The 13,458-nt window shown below is 66.6% G+C and carries 11 protein-coding genes; 7 read left to right on the top strand and 4 right to left on the bottom strand.

The window, feature by feature from the left end:
• Positions 1-540 precede the first annotated feature (540 nt).
• Together M5E06_RS10895 and M5E06_RS10890 are read left to right on the top strand one after the other, a co-directional pair.
• Positions 541-840 (top strand): hypothetical protein, encoded by a 300-nt coding sequence (locus M5E06_RS10895; protein ID WP_199231067.1) that lies wholly within the window; start codon positions 541-543, stop codon positions 838-840.
• On the top strand, positions 830-1,159 hold the full coding sequence (locus tag M5E06_RS10890) for a type II toxin-antitoxin system HicB family antitoxin (protein WP_252138174.1): 330 nt from the start codon (positions 830-832) through the stop codon (positions 1,157-1,159). The genes M5E06_RS10895 and M5E06_RS10890 overlap by 11 nt, the downstream gene beginning before the upstream one ends.
• A 105-nt stretch (positions 1,160-1,264) precedes the next feature.
• Here M5E06_RS10890 and M5E06_RS10885 read toward each other — a convergent pair whose 3' ends face one another.
• On the bottom strand, positions 1,265-2,833 hold the full coding sequence (locus M5E06_RS10885; RefSeq protein WP_252138173.1) for a lysine--tRNA ligase: 1,569 nt from the start codon (positions 2,831-2,833) through the stop codon (positions 1,265-1,267).
• A 204-nt stretch (positions 2,834-3,037) separates the two neighbouring features.
• Here M5E06_RS10885 and M5E06_RS10880 point away from each other — a divergent pair, with 204 nt between their 5' ends.
• The 3 genes from M5E06_RS10880 to M5E06_RS10870 are packed head-to-tail and all read left to right on the top strand — an operon-like array spanning position 3,038 to position 4,221.
• The gene (locus M5E06_RS10880; RefSeq protein WP_252138172.1) at positions 3,038-3,361 is read left to right on the top strand and encodes a DMT family transporter; all 324 of its coding nucleotides are present in this window, start codon (positions 3,038-3,040) and stop codon (positions 3,359-3,361) included.
• Positions 3,362-3,412: 51 nt separating this feature from the next.
• Positions 3,413-3,751 (top strand): ArsR/SmtB family transcription factor, encoded by a 339-nt coding sequence (locus M5E06_RS10875; protein ID WP_109155091.1) that lies wholly within the window; start codon positions 3,413-3,415, stop codon positions 3,749-3,751.
• Positions 3,748-4,221: an SRPBCC family protein gene (locus M5E06_RS10870; RefSeq protein WP_252138171.1), complete on the top strand. Its 474-nt coding sequence runs from the start codon at positions 3,748-3,750 to the stop codon at positions 4,219-4,221. Before M5E06_RS10875 ends, M5E06_RS10870 begins: the two co-directional genes overlap by 4 nt.
• Positions 4,222-4,235: 14 nt before the next feature.
• On the opposite strand, the gene M5E06_RS10865 is transcribed toward M5E06_RS10870, so the two are convergent.
• From M5E06_RS10865 to secA, 3 genes are all read right to left on the bottom strand, one after another.
• Positions 4,236-6,983: an EAL domain-containing protein gene (locus M5E06_RS10865; protein WP_252138170.1), complete on the bottom strand. Its 2,748-nt coding sequence runs from the start codon at positions 6,981-6,983 to the stop codon at positions 4,236-4,238.
• Between the two features lie 124 nt (positions 6,984-7,107).
• Positions 7,108-7,560, bottom strand: coding sequence for a large conductance mechanosensitive channel protein MscL (gene mscL, locus M5E06_RS10860; protein WP_252138169.1), 453 nt, complete (start codon positions 7,558-7,560; stop codon positions 7,108-7,110).
• 223 nt (positions 7,561-7,783) lie between these two features.
• Complete coding sequence (gene secA / locus M5E06_RS10855; protein WP_252138168.1) at positions 7,784-10,519, bottom strand: preprotein translocase subunit SecA; 2,736 nt, start codon at positions 10,517-10,519, stop codon at positions 7,784-7,786.
• A 500-nt stretch (positions 10,520-11,019) separates the two neighbouring features.
• Here secA and M5E06_RS10850 point away from each other — a divergent pair, with 500 nt between their 5' ends.
• On the top strand, positions 11,020-12,024 hold the full coding sequence (locus tag M5E06_RS10850) for a peptidylprolyl isomerase (protein WP_252138167.1): 1,005 nt from the start codon (positions 11,020-11,022) through the stop codon (positions 12,022-12,024).
• A gap of 186 nt (positions 12,025-12,210) precedes the next feature.
• Positions 12,211-13,449 (top strand): bifunctional glutamate N-acetyltransferase/amino-acid acetyltransferase ArgJ, encoded by a 1,239-nt coding sequence (gene argJ / locus M5E06_RS10845; protein ID WP_252138166.1) that lies wholly within the window; start codon positions 12,211-12,213, stop codon positions 13,447-13,449.
• Positions 13,450-13,458: the final 9 nt, after the last annotated feature.

The raw sequence follows: 13,458 nt of genomic DNA, 5'->3' as shown, positions 1-13,458 counted from the left end.
TGTGGTTGTGCCGCCGCTCAACGAAGCGGGGACGGCTGTGAGAGCATCGGCACCATCGAAGCGCCTGTCCGGTTAACGGCTCCCTAATATGGGCCGGCGGTTGCCTCCGGGCTTAGACCAAAAAAAAGGCCGCAGCCCATGCGGGCGCGGCCTTTAGTCTAGGGAGGAAACGCACTGCAAAATGCAGTAACGAGGCGGAGTTTAAGCCTGCGGCCGTGTTAGCGGTACCACGGTTTTCGAATTGGTGCGGTGCGATACCCGCATAGCGTGGTATGGAATATCGTTAGGTTTGCCCATCCGGTGGGCGAAAAGGCAGTTTTCCGCACTCTTTTCGGGCATAAAGCCAGTTGCGGGTCAGGTGAACGATCAATTTTGAAAATGATCGCGCCCGTGAATGTTCGCGAGCGAAAAAGCATCTTACGATTTAGGCATCCCTGCTTGATGGCGTTGTGGCCGATACGGTGGTAGGCCGGGCTTCAGCGGGCGGGCGTTGCCTTGATCCGGCTGGACCGGTATCGTGATAGCGTTATTGATACTATCATGCTTGATGCCAAGGCGGGGCGCATGGCGAAGGTCGAGGATATCGTACGGCGGATGCTGACCGTGCCGCACGACGTGCCGTTCGCAGACGTCGCAAAGGTTTGTGAACATTATTTCGGACCGCCCCGCCAACGCGGAACGAGCCATGCCGTGTATCGCACCCCCTGGCCCGGCGACCCGCGTGTCAACATCCAGCAGGGCAAGAACGGCAAGGCCAAGGGCTATCAGGTGAAGCAGGTCGTGCAGGCCATCGATCGGTTGCTGACCCAAGGGCGACAGGAGAATGACGATGCCGAATAGCCATTACACCTATCGTGTCACGTGGTCGCCGGACGATCGGGAATTCGTCGCCACCTGCGTGGAGTTTCCCAGCCTCTCCTGGCTCGAGGAGGACGAGATCGAGGCGTTGCGCGGCATCCGCAAGCTCGTGGCGGAGACGGTCGAGGATATGCGGACGAACGGCGAGGCCGTTCCCGAGCCGCTGGCCGACCGTGAATATTCGGGAAAGATCCTGCTTCGGACAACGCCCGACCTGCATCGCCGGCTGGCGATCGAAGCGGCCGAGGCGAAAGTGAGCCTGAACCGCTACGTGAACGCCAAGCTGGCGCTGAACGGCTAGCCTTCACTCTCCGATGCAGCGGATGGTCGTCATGGACAAAAGAAAAGGCCATGGGCAGCTTGGATGCCGTCCATGGCCTTTGTCGTTCAGCGCGTCAAGCGGGCATCAGGCCGCCAGCTTCTCGCGGATCAGCGCCTTGGTCTCGTCGATGCCGTAGAGCTGGATGAAGGAGCCCATGCGCGGGCCGGTGGTCTGGCCCAGCAGCACCTCGTACAGCGCCTGGAACCACGCCCGCAGCTCGGTGAAGCCGTGGGTCTTGCCGACCTCGAACACCTCGTTCTGGATGGTGTCGGCGCGGGCGTCGGCCGGCAGGCTGTCCAGCTTGGCCAGCAGGTCCTGCAAGGCGGCGCGTTCGGCGTCGGTGGGGGCGCGGAACCGCTTGGTCGGCTTCACCTGATCCTGGTAGTAGCGCACGGCATAGCCGACCATGCTGTCCAGGAACGGGCTGTTCTCCGGCGTGGCATCCGGCGCGTAGCGGCGGATGAAGCCCCACATGGTGTCCTTGGTCTCGGCATTCGCCGCACCCGCCAGATTGAGCAGCAGGTTGAAGGACACGTCGGAGCGCACGGCCGGCGGCTTGCCGTTGTGGATGTGCCAGGCCGGGTTCTCCAGCTTCTTCGCCGGCTCCTCGCCATGGACCTTGTCGACGAAGGTCAGGTATTCGTCGACGGCGCGCGGGATGACGTCGAAATACAGGCGCTTGGCCGACTTCGGCTTCTGGAACATGTAGAGGGCGAGGCTTTCCTGCGGGGCGTAGGCCAGCCATTCCTCCATCGTCAGGCCGTTGCCCTTCGACTTGGAGATCTTCTGGCCCTTGTCGTCGAGGAACAGCTCGTAATTGAAGCCTTCCGGCGGGGTGCCGCCGAGGATCTTGCAGATCTTGCCGGCGAGATCGGCCGACGGGATCAGATCCTTGCCGTACATCTCGTAATCGACGCCGAGGCCGAACCAGCGCATGCCCCAGTCGGGCTTCCACTGCAGCTTCACATGGCCGCCGGTGACCGGAAGCTCCACCTTCTTGCCGTCCTCGTCCTCGAAGACGATGGTGCCGGCATCGACGTTGCGCTCCAGCATCGGCACCTGGAGAACCCGGCCGGTGGAGGGGGAGACCGGCAGGAAGGGGCTGTAGGTCGCCTGACGCTCGGCGCCGAGGGTGGGCAGCATCACCGCCATCACCTCGTCGTAATGGCCCAGGATGCCGAGCAGCGCCTCGTCGAAGCGGCCGGACTTGTACCAGTCGGTGGAAGACTGGAACTCGTACTCGAAGCCGAAGCTGTCGAGGAAGGCGCGCAGCCGGGCGTTGTTGTGGGCGCCGAAGCTGTCATGGGTGCCGAAGGGATCGGGCACCTGGGTCAGCGGCTTGCCCAGGTTGGCCGCCACCATCTCCTTGTTGGGGATGTTGTCGGGGACCTTGCGCAGGCCGTCCATGTCGTCCGAGAAGCAGAACAGCCTGGTCGGAATGTCGCTCATGGTCTGGAAGGCGTGGCGCACCATGCTGGTGCGCGCCACCTCGCCGAAGGTGCCGAGATGCGGCAGGCCCGACGGACCATAGCCGGTCTCGAACAGGACATAGCCTTTGGCGGGCGGCGCTTTCGCGAAGCGCGCCACCAGTTTGCGCGCCTCCTCGAACGGCCATGCCTTCGCCTGCAACGCCAGATCCCGTTCGCCGGTCATCGTCGGACCCTTTCGAAACCACATAGATAAAGTTGGGAATAAGGGCAAAGACCCTAGGGCCGGGCGGGCGTGGCGTCAACCGTGGGCATCTGGCGTGGGATGTGTGTGGGGGAGTCTTGCGGCGCCCTTCCGCCCGGTCCATCCTGCGTTCCCCGCGGCAACGGCCTTGCGGGAGCGGTTGGGGGTTGGCGGGGTCTTTGGGCGATGAGCTGGCTGTATCTGATTGTGGCGATCCTGTTCGAGGTCGTCGGCACCTCCGCGATGAAGATGTCGGACGGCATGACTCGGCTGGGTCCGGCGGCGGCGGTGGTCGTCTGTTATGGCGTCGCCTTCGTGCTGCTGGCCAAGGCGCTGCGCACCATGGAGGTCGGCATCGCCTATGCCATCTGGTCGGCGACGGGCACGGCGGCCATCGCCGCCATCGGCGTGTTCGTGTTCGGCGAATCGCTGACGGTGATGAAGGTGGTCGGCATCGCCCTGATCGTCGCCGGGGTGATCAGCCTGCATGTGGCGAGCGGACCGGCGTGACTGAGATAGTTAGGCATTGACCTAAGTATTTTCTCCCGCTAGGGTGCCGTCATGGATGCAGCACTCGACAGGACGTTCCGTGCGCTGGCGGACCCCACGCGCCGGGCGGTGATCCAGGCGCTGGGGCGTGGACCGGCGTCGGTCGGCGACCTTGCGAAACCCTTCGGCATGGCTCTGCCCAGCTTCCTTCAGCACCTGAAGATGCTGGAGGACAGCGGGCTGGTCGAAACGCGCAAAGAGGGGCGGGTGCGCACCTGCACGCTGAAGCCGGAGGCGCTGGCGGCCGCGGAAAGCTGGCTGGAAGCCCAGCGGAGCCTGTGGACAAAGCGGCTCGACCAACTGGACAGCCTGGTGCTGGACCTGAACAAACGGGAGGAAGGGACACCATGACCGATGTGGTTTTCAACCCGCAGCTCGACCTTGAACTGAAGCGTGAGGTCGCGGTGCCGCCGGGCCTCGTCTGGCGGGCCTGGACCGAGCCGGAGCTGCTGATGAAGTGGTTCACGCCGGCGCCTTGGCGCACCACCGCCTGCGAGATCGACCTGCGGCCCGGCGGCAAGTTCCGCACGGTGATGGAAGGGCCGAACGGCGAGAGGAACGACAGCACCGGATGCTTCCTGGCCGTGGAGCCCGAGCGGCGGCTGGTCTTCACCGATGCGCTGGGGCCGGGCTTCCGCCCCACCGGCGGCGGCTTCATGACCGCGTCCGTGACCATCGAGCCGACGGCCGGCGGCACGCTCTATACCGCCGTCGCGCTCCACAAGGACGAGGCGTCGAAGAAACAGCATGAGGAGATAGGCTTCCATCACGGCTGGAGCGCCGCGCTCGACCAACTCGTCGCCCTGGTGAAGGGCATGTAAGGAAAGGGGCGGCCTTAAGCCCCGACCTTGAACGGGTTTACCTGCCGGGCGGCGCGTTCGACCGCCTCGGCGGGGCCGGGGCGGCCCAGGTAATAGCCCTGGGCGATGTCGCAGCGCAGGGTGCGCAGGGCTTCCAGCGTTTCGGCGTCCTCCACGCCTTCGGCCACGGCGGTCAGGTTCAGACTGTGGGCCATCTGGATGACGGCGGCGGTGATCTTGGCGCTGTCGTGGTTGCTGGTGAGGTCGGCGACGAAGCTGCGGTCGATCTTCAGCTTGTCCACCGCCAGACGGCCGATGTAGGACAGGTTGGAATAGCCGGTGCCGAAATCGTCGATCGACACCTGCACGCCCATCGCCTTGATGCGGCGCAGATTGTCCATCACCAGATCGGTGTTCTGGATCAGCATCGATTCGGTCAGTTCCAGCTCCAGCAGCAGCGGGTCGAGCCCGCTGTCGGTCAGGGCCCGCGTCACCGTGGCGACGAGGTCGTTGCGCTGAAGCTGCAAAGCCGACAGGTTGACCGCCACCGACAGCGACAGGCCGCGGGCATGCCATGCCGCCGCCTGCCGGCAGGCCTCCGTCAGGACCCAGGCGCCGATGGGCACGATCAGGCCGCTGTCCTCGGCGATCGGGATGAAGTCGCCGGGCGGGACCATGCCCTTGTCCGGGTGGTTCCAGCGCACGAGCGCCTCCGCGCCGGTCACGGCACCGCTCTCCAGGCTGACCTGCGGCTGGTAATGGATCAGGAACTCCCCGCGGTCGAGCGCGCGGCGCAGGCCGCTGCGGGTGGACAGGTGGGCCACCGCCTCGGCGTTCATCGCCTCGGCATAGAAGCGGTGGGTGTCGCGGCCGGCCGCCTTGGCGTGGTGGAGCGCGGTGTCGGCGTTCTTCAGCAGGGTGGCGAAGTCCTTGCCGTCGGCCGGGGCCAGCGCCACGCCGGAGGACAGGGTGACGGTCAGCTCGTGCCCGCCGACCTGGAAGGGCTCGGCCATCGCCTCGTGCAGGGAGGCGACGGTCTCCACCACCGAATCGATGTCGGACTGGCCGGACAGCAGCAGGATGAACTCGTCGCCGCCGCCGCGGCTGACGGTGTCGGTGTCGCGCACCGCCGCCTTCAGCCGCTCCGCCACCGCGCGCAGCAGGGCGTCGCCGACGGCGTGGCCGAGGCTGTCGTTCACCGTCTTAAAGCGGTCGAGGCCGCAGGCGACCAGCGCCACCAGCCGGCCGTTGCGCTCCGACCGGGCCAGCGCCTGTTCGGTGCGGTCCTGCACCAGGACGCGATTGGGCAGCAGGGTCAGCGCGTCGTGGCGCGACAGATATTCCATCCGTTCCTGCGCCGCCTTGCGGTCGGTGATGTCGCGGACGAGGACGAGCAGCCGGCGGTCGTTGCCGTCGATGACGGCGCGCCGCAGGCTGACCTCCACCCAGAACAGCGATCCGTCGAGCCGGCGGGCATGCCATTCGAACAACTGCGGTTCGCCGTCGGCCGCCTTGCGGATGCAGGCCGCCGCGTCATCCCGCGTGTAGGGCGGCACGCCGGAACTGAGCATTCCGACATTGATGTCCGACAGCGGGATGTCGCCCACCCGGTACATCTCCTTCATCCGGCGGTTGCCCTCCAGGATGGCGCCGCTGTCCAGGTCATGGATGAGGATGGCGTCGGTGACGCTGTCGAAGATGGTGCGGACCCGCTCCTCGCTGGCGGTCAGGGCCGCCACCGCGGTGCGCAGGCTTTGCGTCTTGCTTTCCACCTGCCGGCGCAGCAGCAGCACCCACACCAGCGCGCCGAAGCCCAGCACCGCCAGTCCGCTCAGCAGCTTGAGCAGCAGGTCCATCATCTGGGGGCTGACGATGCCGGTGAGGCGGCGGCCGAGCCAGCGCTCCTCGATCGCCTTGCGCTCCTGCGGGGTGATGCGGGCGAAGCCGTCGGCGACCAAACGGTAGAGCGTGACATTGCCCTTGCGCACCGCCCAGTGCAGTTCGCCGGTATAGAGCGGATCGGTGTAGCGGAAGCGTCCCTGCACGCCGCGCTTGGTCATGTAATAGCGGGCGGACGGGTCGTCCATGCAGAAGACCCGGGTTTCCTGCCGCGCCGCGGCCTCCACCATCGCTTCGAAACCGGGATAGCGCTGGAAGGCGGTGATGCCCTGGTCGGTCAGCCATTCGGCACAGAAATCACCGTCCTTCACCCCGACCGTGAAGGCGCGCAGCGACTCCACCCCGGTAATGCCGCTGAGGTCGCCGCTGAACCAGATCGGCACGTCGACGCGGGCATAGGGCTTCGAGAAATCATAGAGCACGTCGCGCGCGCTGTTGCGGAAGATCGTCTCGATGACGTCGGCGGCCCCGGTGTCGATGGCCTGGCGGGCGAGGCTCCAGTCGGTGGGCATCATCTGGACCGGGATTCCGGTCTTCTGCGACCACAGCGTCCACAGGTCCTTCACGATGCCGACATGGACGCCGTCGGGGGTGCGGAAGCTGTAGGGCGGGTAATTGTCGTCCAGCGTCACCCGGATTTCCGCCGGGCGCGGCCCTGCGTCCGGAGTTGCCGCCGCCGGTGCCGGCGCACTGATCGCAATCGCCGGGTCGCCGGCCAGAAGGGACAGCAGAAGGAAGGCAAGCAACCGCAAGGCGGCCCGGCGCGCCGCGAGGCGGATCATGGCGGCGCACCGGCGTGGACGGTCGACAGACAGCGCTTGGCGGACATGGACATGGCCCTTGCCGAGGTCATGGACAGCGCAGGCGTGCGAGGCCTTCGCCATCCCACCGCCATCGCCAGCTTATCAGACAGGGTAACCCGTTCGACGCGCTGCGGCAACGAGGGGTTCTCCCAACCCTGTGACAAGCTCCCGCAGTGAGGGAAAGTGGCTCAGGGCCGCCGGGCGATCAGGAGGTGTGGTCGGCGGGTGGCCGGGCGCCGGGTTCACTTTTTGCTTGGGCGCGCAGGGCGTCGCGGATTTCCTCCAGCAGCAGCTCCTGCCGCGGCGGGGTCTTCGGCGCTTCCTTGTGCAGGACATGCAGGCGGTTGACCTGCCGGACGATCATGAACAGGGCGCCCGACACGATCAGGAAATTGATGCAGCTGTTGATGAAGCGGCCGTAATTGACGGTGGCCGCCCCCGCCTTCTCGGCGGCCTGCAGCGAGTCGTAATGGCCGCCGGACAGGCTGATGAAATAGTTCGAAAAATCGATGCCGCCCATGATCCAGCCGATCGGCGGCATCAGGATGTCCTTGACCAGGGAATTCACGATCCCGGTGAAGGCGGCACCGATGATGATGCCGACGGCCAGCTCCACGACATTGCCGCGGCTGATGAATTTCTTGAATTCTTCGAACATGGCGTCCCGTTTTTTCCGTGGTCACGGATGGGAAACGGGGTGGGGAGGGGTTGGTTTCAATGGGGCTTTTGCCCCCTCCCTAACCCTCCCCCACCTTCGGTGGGAGAGGGGACTGCCGCTGTGTTGAGAACTCTCCCTCTACCGCTGAAAGCGGGGGAGGGAAGGGGCCCGCGGCGAAGCCGTGGGAAGGGAGGGGGGCACCGGCAGGCACCCCACAACCCACTTACGCCATGCGGCCGTGGCAGTGCTTGAACTTCTTGCCTGACCCGCAGGGGCAGGCGGCGTTGCGCGGGGTGTTTTCCATCACCTCGGCCGGCAGCGGCTGGTCTTCCGGCGTGCCGGCGAGCGACGAGGCGCGGACCATGCCGTCGGGCAAGGCTTCGCCTTCACCCGCACCCATGCCCGCCATCGCCAGCGCCGGGTCCATGCGGCCCTCGTGCATTTCCTGCATCTGGCGGGCGAACAGTTCCTCCTGCGACGGCGCCATGCGGATTTCGACATGCATCAGGATGGTGGTGACCTGCTCGCGCAGGGCCATCAGCATCGAGTCGAACAGCTCGAACGCCTCGCGCTTGTACTCGTTCAGCGGGTCCTTCTGGGCGTAGGCGCGCAGGTTGATGCCCTGGCGCAGGTGGTCGAGCTGGAGGAGGTGGTCCTTCCATTCCTGGTCCAGGATCTGGAGCAGGATGCTCTTTTCCACATGCCGCATCGTCTCGGCGCCGTAGGCCTCCTCCTTGTCCGCGTATTTGCGGTCGGCGGCCTCGCGCACGCGCTCTTCGATCTCCGGCTCGGCGATGCCCTCTTCCTTGGCCCACTCGTGCACCGGCAGGTCCATGCCCAGCACGCGGTTGACCGCCTCGTGCAGGCCGTCGATGTCCCACTGCTCGGAGTAGCTGTTGGCCGGGATGGCGGCGGACACCATGTTGGCGATGATCTGGTGGCGCATCTCGCGGATTTCCTCCGCGATATCCTCGCTCTCCATCACCTCGTGGCGCTGTTCATAGACGACCTTGCGCTGGTCGTTCATGACGTTGTCGAACTTCAGCAGGTTCTTGCGGACCTCGAAGTGATGCGCCTCCACCTTCTGCTGCGCCTTTTCCAGCGCCTTGTTGATCCAGGGATGGATGATCGCCTCGCCCTCCTTCAGGCCGAGACGCTGGAGCATGCTGTCCATCCGCTCCGACCCGAAGATGCGCATCAGGTCGTCTTCCAGCGACAGGAAGAACTTCGAGGTGCCGGGGTCGCCCTGACGGCCGGAACGGCCGCGCAGCTGGTTGTCGATGCGGCGGCTTTCGTGCCGCTCGGTGCCGACGACATAGAGGCCGCCGGCCTGCTTCACCTTCTCGCGCGCCTCGGCGATCTCGGCCTCGATCTGCTTGATGCGGGCCTCGCGCTCCGGGCCTTCCGGGACGTCGGCCAGTTCGACCTCGATCCGCATCTGGAGATTGCCGCCCAGCTGGATGTCGGTGCCGCGGCCGGCCATGTTGGTGGCGACGGTCACCGCGCCGGCGCGGCCGGCCTGGGCCACGATATAGGCTTCCTGTTCGTGATGGCGGGCGTTCAGGACGTTGTGCGGGATGCCGCGCTTGGTCAGCAGCTCCGCCAGCAATTCCGACTTTTCGATCGAGGTGGTGCCGACCAGCACCGGCTGGCCGCGCTTGCGGGCATCCTCGATCAGGTCGATCATCGCATGGTATTTCTCGGTCGCGGTGCGATAGACCTCGTCGTCGTGGTCGATGCGCTTGACCGGGACGTTGGTCGGGATGTCGACGACCTCAAGCCCGTAGATCTCGCCGAACTCCGCCGCTTCAGTCAGCGCGGTGCCGGTCATGCCGGCGAGCTTCGGGTAGATGCGGAAGTAGTTCTGGAAGGTGATGGAGGCCAGCGTCTGGTTCTCGCGCTGGATCGTCACCTTCTCCTTGGCTTCCAGTGCCTGGTGCAGGCCTTCGGAGAAGCGGCGGCCTTCCATCATGCGGCCGGTGAACTCGTCGATGATAACGACCTTGTCGTCCTTGACGATGTAGTCCTTGTCGCGCTGGAACAGCATGTGGGCGCGCAACGCCTGCTGCGAATGGTGGACCAGCGCCACGTTCTGGATGTCGTAGAGGCCGCCGGTCTTCAGCAGCCCGGCCTCGGCCAGAAGCTGCTCCATGTGCTCCTGACCGGCTTCGGTGAAGCTGACGGAGCGGTGCTTCTCGTCCTTCTCGTAATCCTCAGGAACCAGCATCGGGATCAGCCGGTCGACCTGGACATACATCTCCGACGAATCGGTGGAGGGGCCGGAGATGATGAGCGGGGTGCGCGCCTCGTCGATCAGGATCGAGTCGACCTCGTCGACGATGGCGTAGTTGAAGGGCCGCTGGACCAGTTCCTCCAGCCGGAACTTCATATTGTCGCGCAGATAATCGAAGCCGAACTCGTTGTTCGTGCCGTAGGTGATGTCGGCGGCGTAGGCGGCGCGGCGCTCGTCGTCGTCCAGCCCATGGACGATGCAGCCGGTGGTCAGGCCGAGGAAGCCGTAGACCCGCGCCATCCAGCCGCTGTCGCGCGAGGCGAGATAGTCGTTCACGGTGACGACGTGGACGCCCTTGCCTTCCAGCGCGTTCAGGTAGACGGCCAGCGTGGCGACCAGCGTCTTGCCTTCACCGGTGCGCATCTCGGCGATCTTGCCGCTGTGCAGCACCATGCCGCCCATCAGCTGCACGTCGAAATGGCGCTGGCCCAGCACGCGCTTGGCCGCCTCGCGCACGGTGGCGAAGGCGTCGGGCAGGATGTCGTCCAGCGTCTCGCCCTTGGCCAGCCGCTCGCGCAGCCAGTCGGTGCGACCCTTCAGCTGGTCGTCCGACAGCGCGGCGACCGACGGCTCCAGCGCGTTGATCTGAGCCACGGTCTTGTGCAGCGCCTTGACCGCGCGCGTGTTGGCGGTGCCGAAAATCTTGCGGGCGAGAGCGCCGAACATGAAAACCTCGGGAGTAAAACGGAATGTGGGCCAGCCTATCGACGGGTCTCACATAGGACTATGGCAAGGCCCTGTCAACGAGACCGGGCCGGTGGGGCGCCGGTTGCGGCATTTGCGCGGCCGGTTCGGGCACGGGATGGTCACGGGATGGGCAGGCGGCGGGTGGGGAAGCGGACGGGGTGGGTGCATGGACCATCCATGACGTCCGCCGCCCTGTGCGGGCATGACCGATTCATGAATTCGCGTCCAGAAAGCGCCGCGGCGGTTGGCTGGCGCCGGCCGGGGCTCGTATCCCCTGGCGGGGCACACAGCTATAGGGCGATTGCCGGCCATGGGGCGACGGGGACCCTTGCCCCGCGCGGCGTAGCCATGCTTAATCCCCTGCGGAATCGGGCGCGGAGCGGCGGATGGCTCCGATGCCGCAGACCATGCGAAACGGGCGCCGGCCCATCGGCCGCCCATTTGTTGCGAAGCATCCGCCGGAAGGAAACAGACACGCCATGGTTCAACGAGTGTTCCGCACCGCGCTCCTGTCGGTTGCCGCCTGCGGCATCGCGCTGGCCGCTCACGCCCAGACGCCTGCCCCGCAGACGCCGGCGCCCGCCACTCCCGCTCCGGCCGCTTCGGCGCCGGCCGCCGCTCCGGCTGCTTCCACCCCGGCCGCGACCACTCCGGCCGCCCCGGCCGATCCGGTGGTCGCCCGCGTCAATGGCGAGGAGCTGCACAAGTCGGACGTCACCCGCATGGTCTCGCAGCTGCCGCCCCAGGTGCAGCAGATGCCGATCGAGATGATCTATCCGGCGGTGATCGACCAGCTGATCAGCGGCAAGCTGGTCTCCTCGGCCGGTTACAAGGCCGGTCTGGCCGATTCGGCCGAGGTGAAGGACGAGATCAAGCGCGCCGAGGAGCGCGCGGTGCAGCGCGCCTACATCCAGAAGGAAATCAAGGCCCGCGTCACGCCCGAGGCGCTGAACAAGGCCTATCAGGATTACCTGAAGGAGAACCCGGCGCAGGAGGAGGTCAAGGCCGCCCACATCCTGGTCGAGAAGGAAGACGAGGCCAAGGCCATCATCGCCCAGCTGAAGAAGGGCGCCGATTTCGCCAAGCTGGCCAAGGAGAAGTCCAAGGACGCCGCCGCGGCGGCCCAGGGCGGCGACCTCGGCTACTTCACCAAGGACGCGATGGTCGAGCCCTTCGCCAACGCCGCCTTCGCGATGAAGCCGGGCGAGGTCAGCAAGGAGCCGGTCAAGACCCAGTTCGGCTGGCACATCATCAAGGTCGAGGACAAGCGCACCCAGCCGCAGCCGACGCTTGAGGAAGTGAAGCCGCAGCTGGAGCAGTCGCTGTCGAAGGACATCGTCACCGCCCTGGTCGAAGAGCTGCGCGGCAAGGCGAAGATCGAGACCTTCCAGATCGACGGCTCGCCGATGCCGAAGGAAGAGCCGGCCGCCGCTCCGGCGACCCCGGCCGCTCCCGCCGCTCCGGCGGAACCGGCGAAGAAGTAAGGGGACGGGGGGCGCATTGCCCCCACCCCGACCCTCCCCCGCTCTCGCGGGGGAGGGAGTAAGTCGCAGAGCGGCGGCAGTTCCCTCCCCTGCGAAGCGGGGGAGGGTTAGGGTGGGGGCAATGCGCCAGCACCTTAACCCTCCCCCACCACGCCACCACCACTCCCCACCACGGGAATTCCCTCCATGGCCACGACCCTCTCCCCCTTGGCTCCCGCCAGCTTCCCGACGCTGCCGCCCATCGCGGGCGTGCGCATCGCCACGGCGAACAGCGGCATCCGATACAAGGGCCGCGACGATCTGCTGCTGGCCGTGCTGGATCCCGGCACCAGCGTGGCGGGCGTGCTGACCCGGTCGCTGACCTGCTCGGCGCCGGTGATCTGGTGCCGCGACAGCCTGCCCAAGGGCTCGGCCCGCGCCGTGGTGGTGAATGCCGGCAACGCCAACGCCTTCACCGGCAAGGCGGGCGACGCCACCGTGCAGGCGACCGTCACCGCCGCCGCCGATCTGGCCGGCTGCGCCCCCGACGAGGTCTATATCGCCTCGACCGGCGTGATCGGCATCCCGCTGGCCGCCGACGCCATCGGCAAATGCCTGGCGCCGATGGCCCCGAACCTTGCCGCCGATTCGGCCGCGTGGGAGAAGGCCGCCCGCGCCATCATGACCACCGACACCTTCCCGAAGGGTTCGGTGCGCACCGCCAAAATCGGCGGGACGACGGTGACCGTCGCCGGCTTCGCCAAGGGCTCCGGAATGATCGCGCCGGACATGGCGACGATGCTGGGCTTCGTCTTCACCGACGCCGCCATCGCCGCTTCCGCGCTGCAGGACATGCTGTCGGAATTCACCGAGCGCACCTTCAACGCCGTCACGGTCGACGGCGACACCTCGACCAGCGACACGCTGCTGCTGTTCGCGACGGGCAAGGCCGGCAACGCCCCGGTGACGAGCGCCGATGCCGCCGAACTGGCGGAGTTCCGGGCCGCGCTGGAGGATCTGCTGCTCGATCTGGCGCTGCAGGTGGTGCGTGACGGCGAGGGGGCGACCAAGTTCATCGCCATCACCGTGCGCGGCGCCGACAGCGACGCCGCCGCCAAGCGGATCGGCATGACGGTGGCGAACTCGCCGCTGGTCAAGACCGCGGTGGCCGGCGAGGACGCCAACTGGGGCCGCATCGTCGCCGCCATCGGCCGCGCCGGCGAGCGCGCCGACCGGGATCTCATCAAGATCACCGTCGGCGGCACCCTGATCTGCGCCGACGGGATGGAGGTCCCGGGTTACGACGAGACGCCGGTCGCCGCCCACATGAAGGGCAAGGAGATCGACATCGACATCGACTTGGGCCTCGGCAAGGGAACGGCGAAGGTGTGGACCTGCGACCTGACGCACGGCTACATCGACATCAACGGCAGCTATCGGAGCTGACCGCCACCG

Source organism: Azospirillum sp. A1-3, assembly GCF_023806445.1.
Taxonomy (GTDB): Bacteria; Pseudomonadota; Alphaproteobacteria; order Azospirillales; family Azospirillaceae; genus Azospirillum.
Note: the sequence above shows the minus strand (reverse complement) of the source record. Positions and strands in the feature narration are given on the sequence as shown.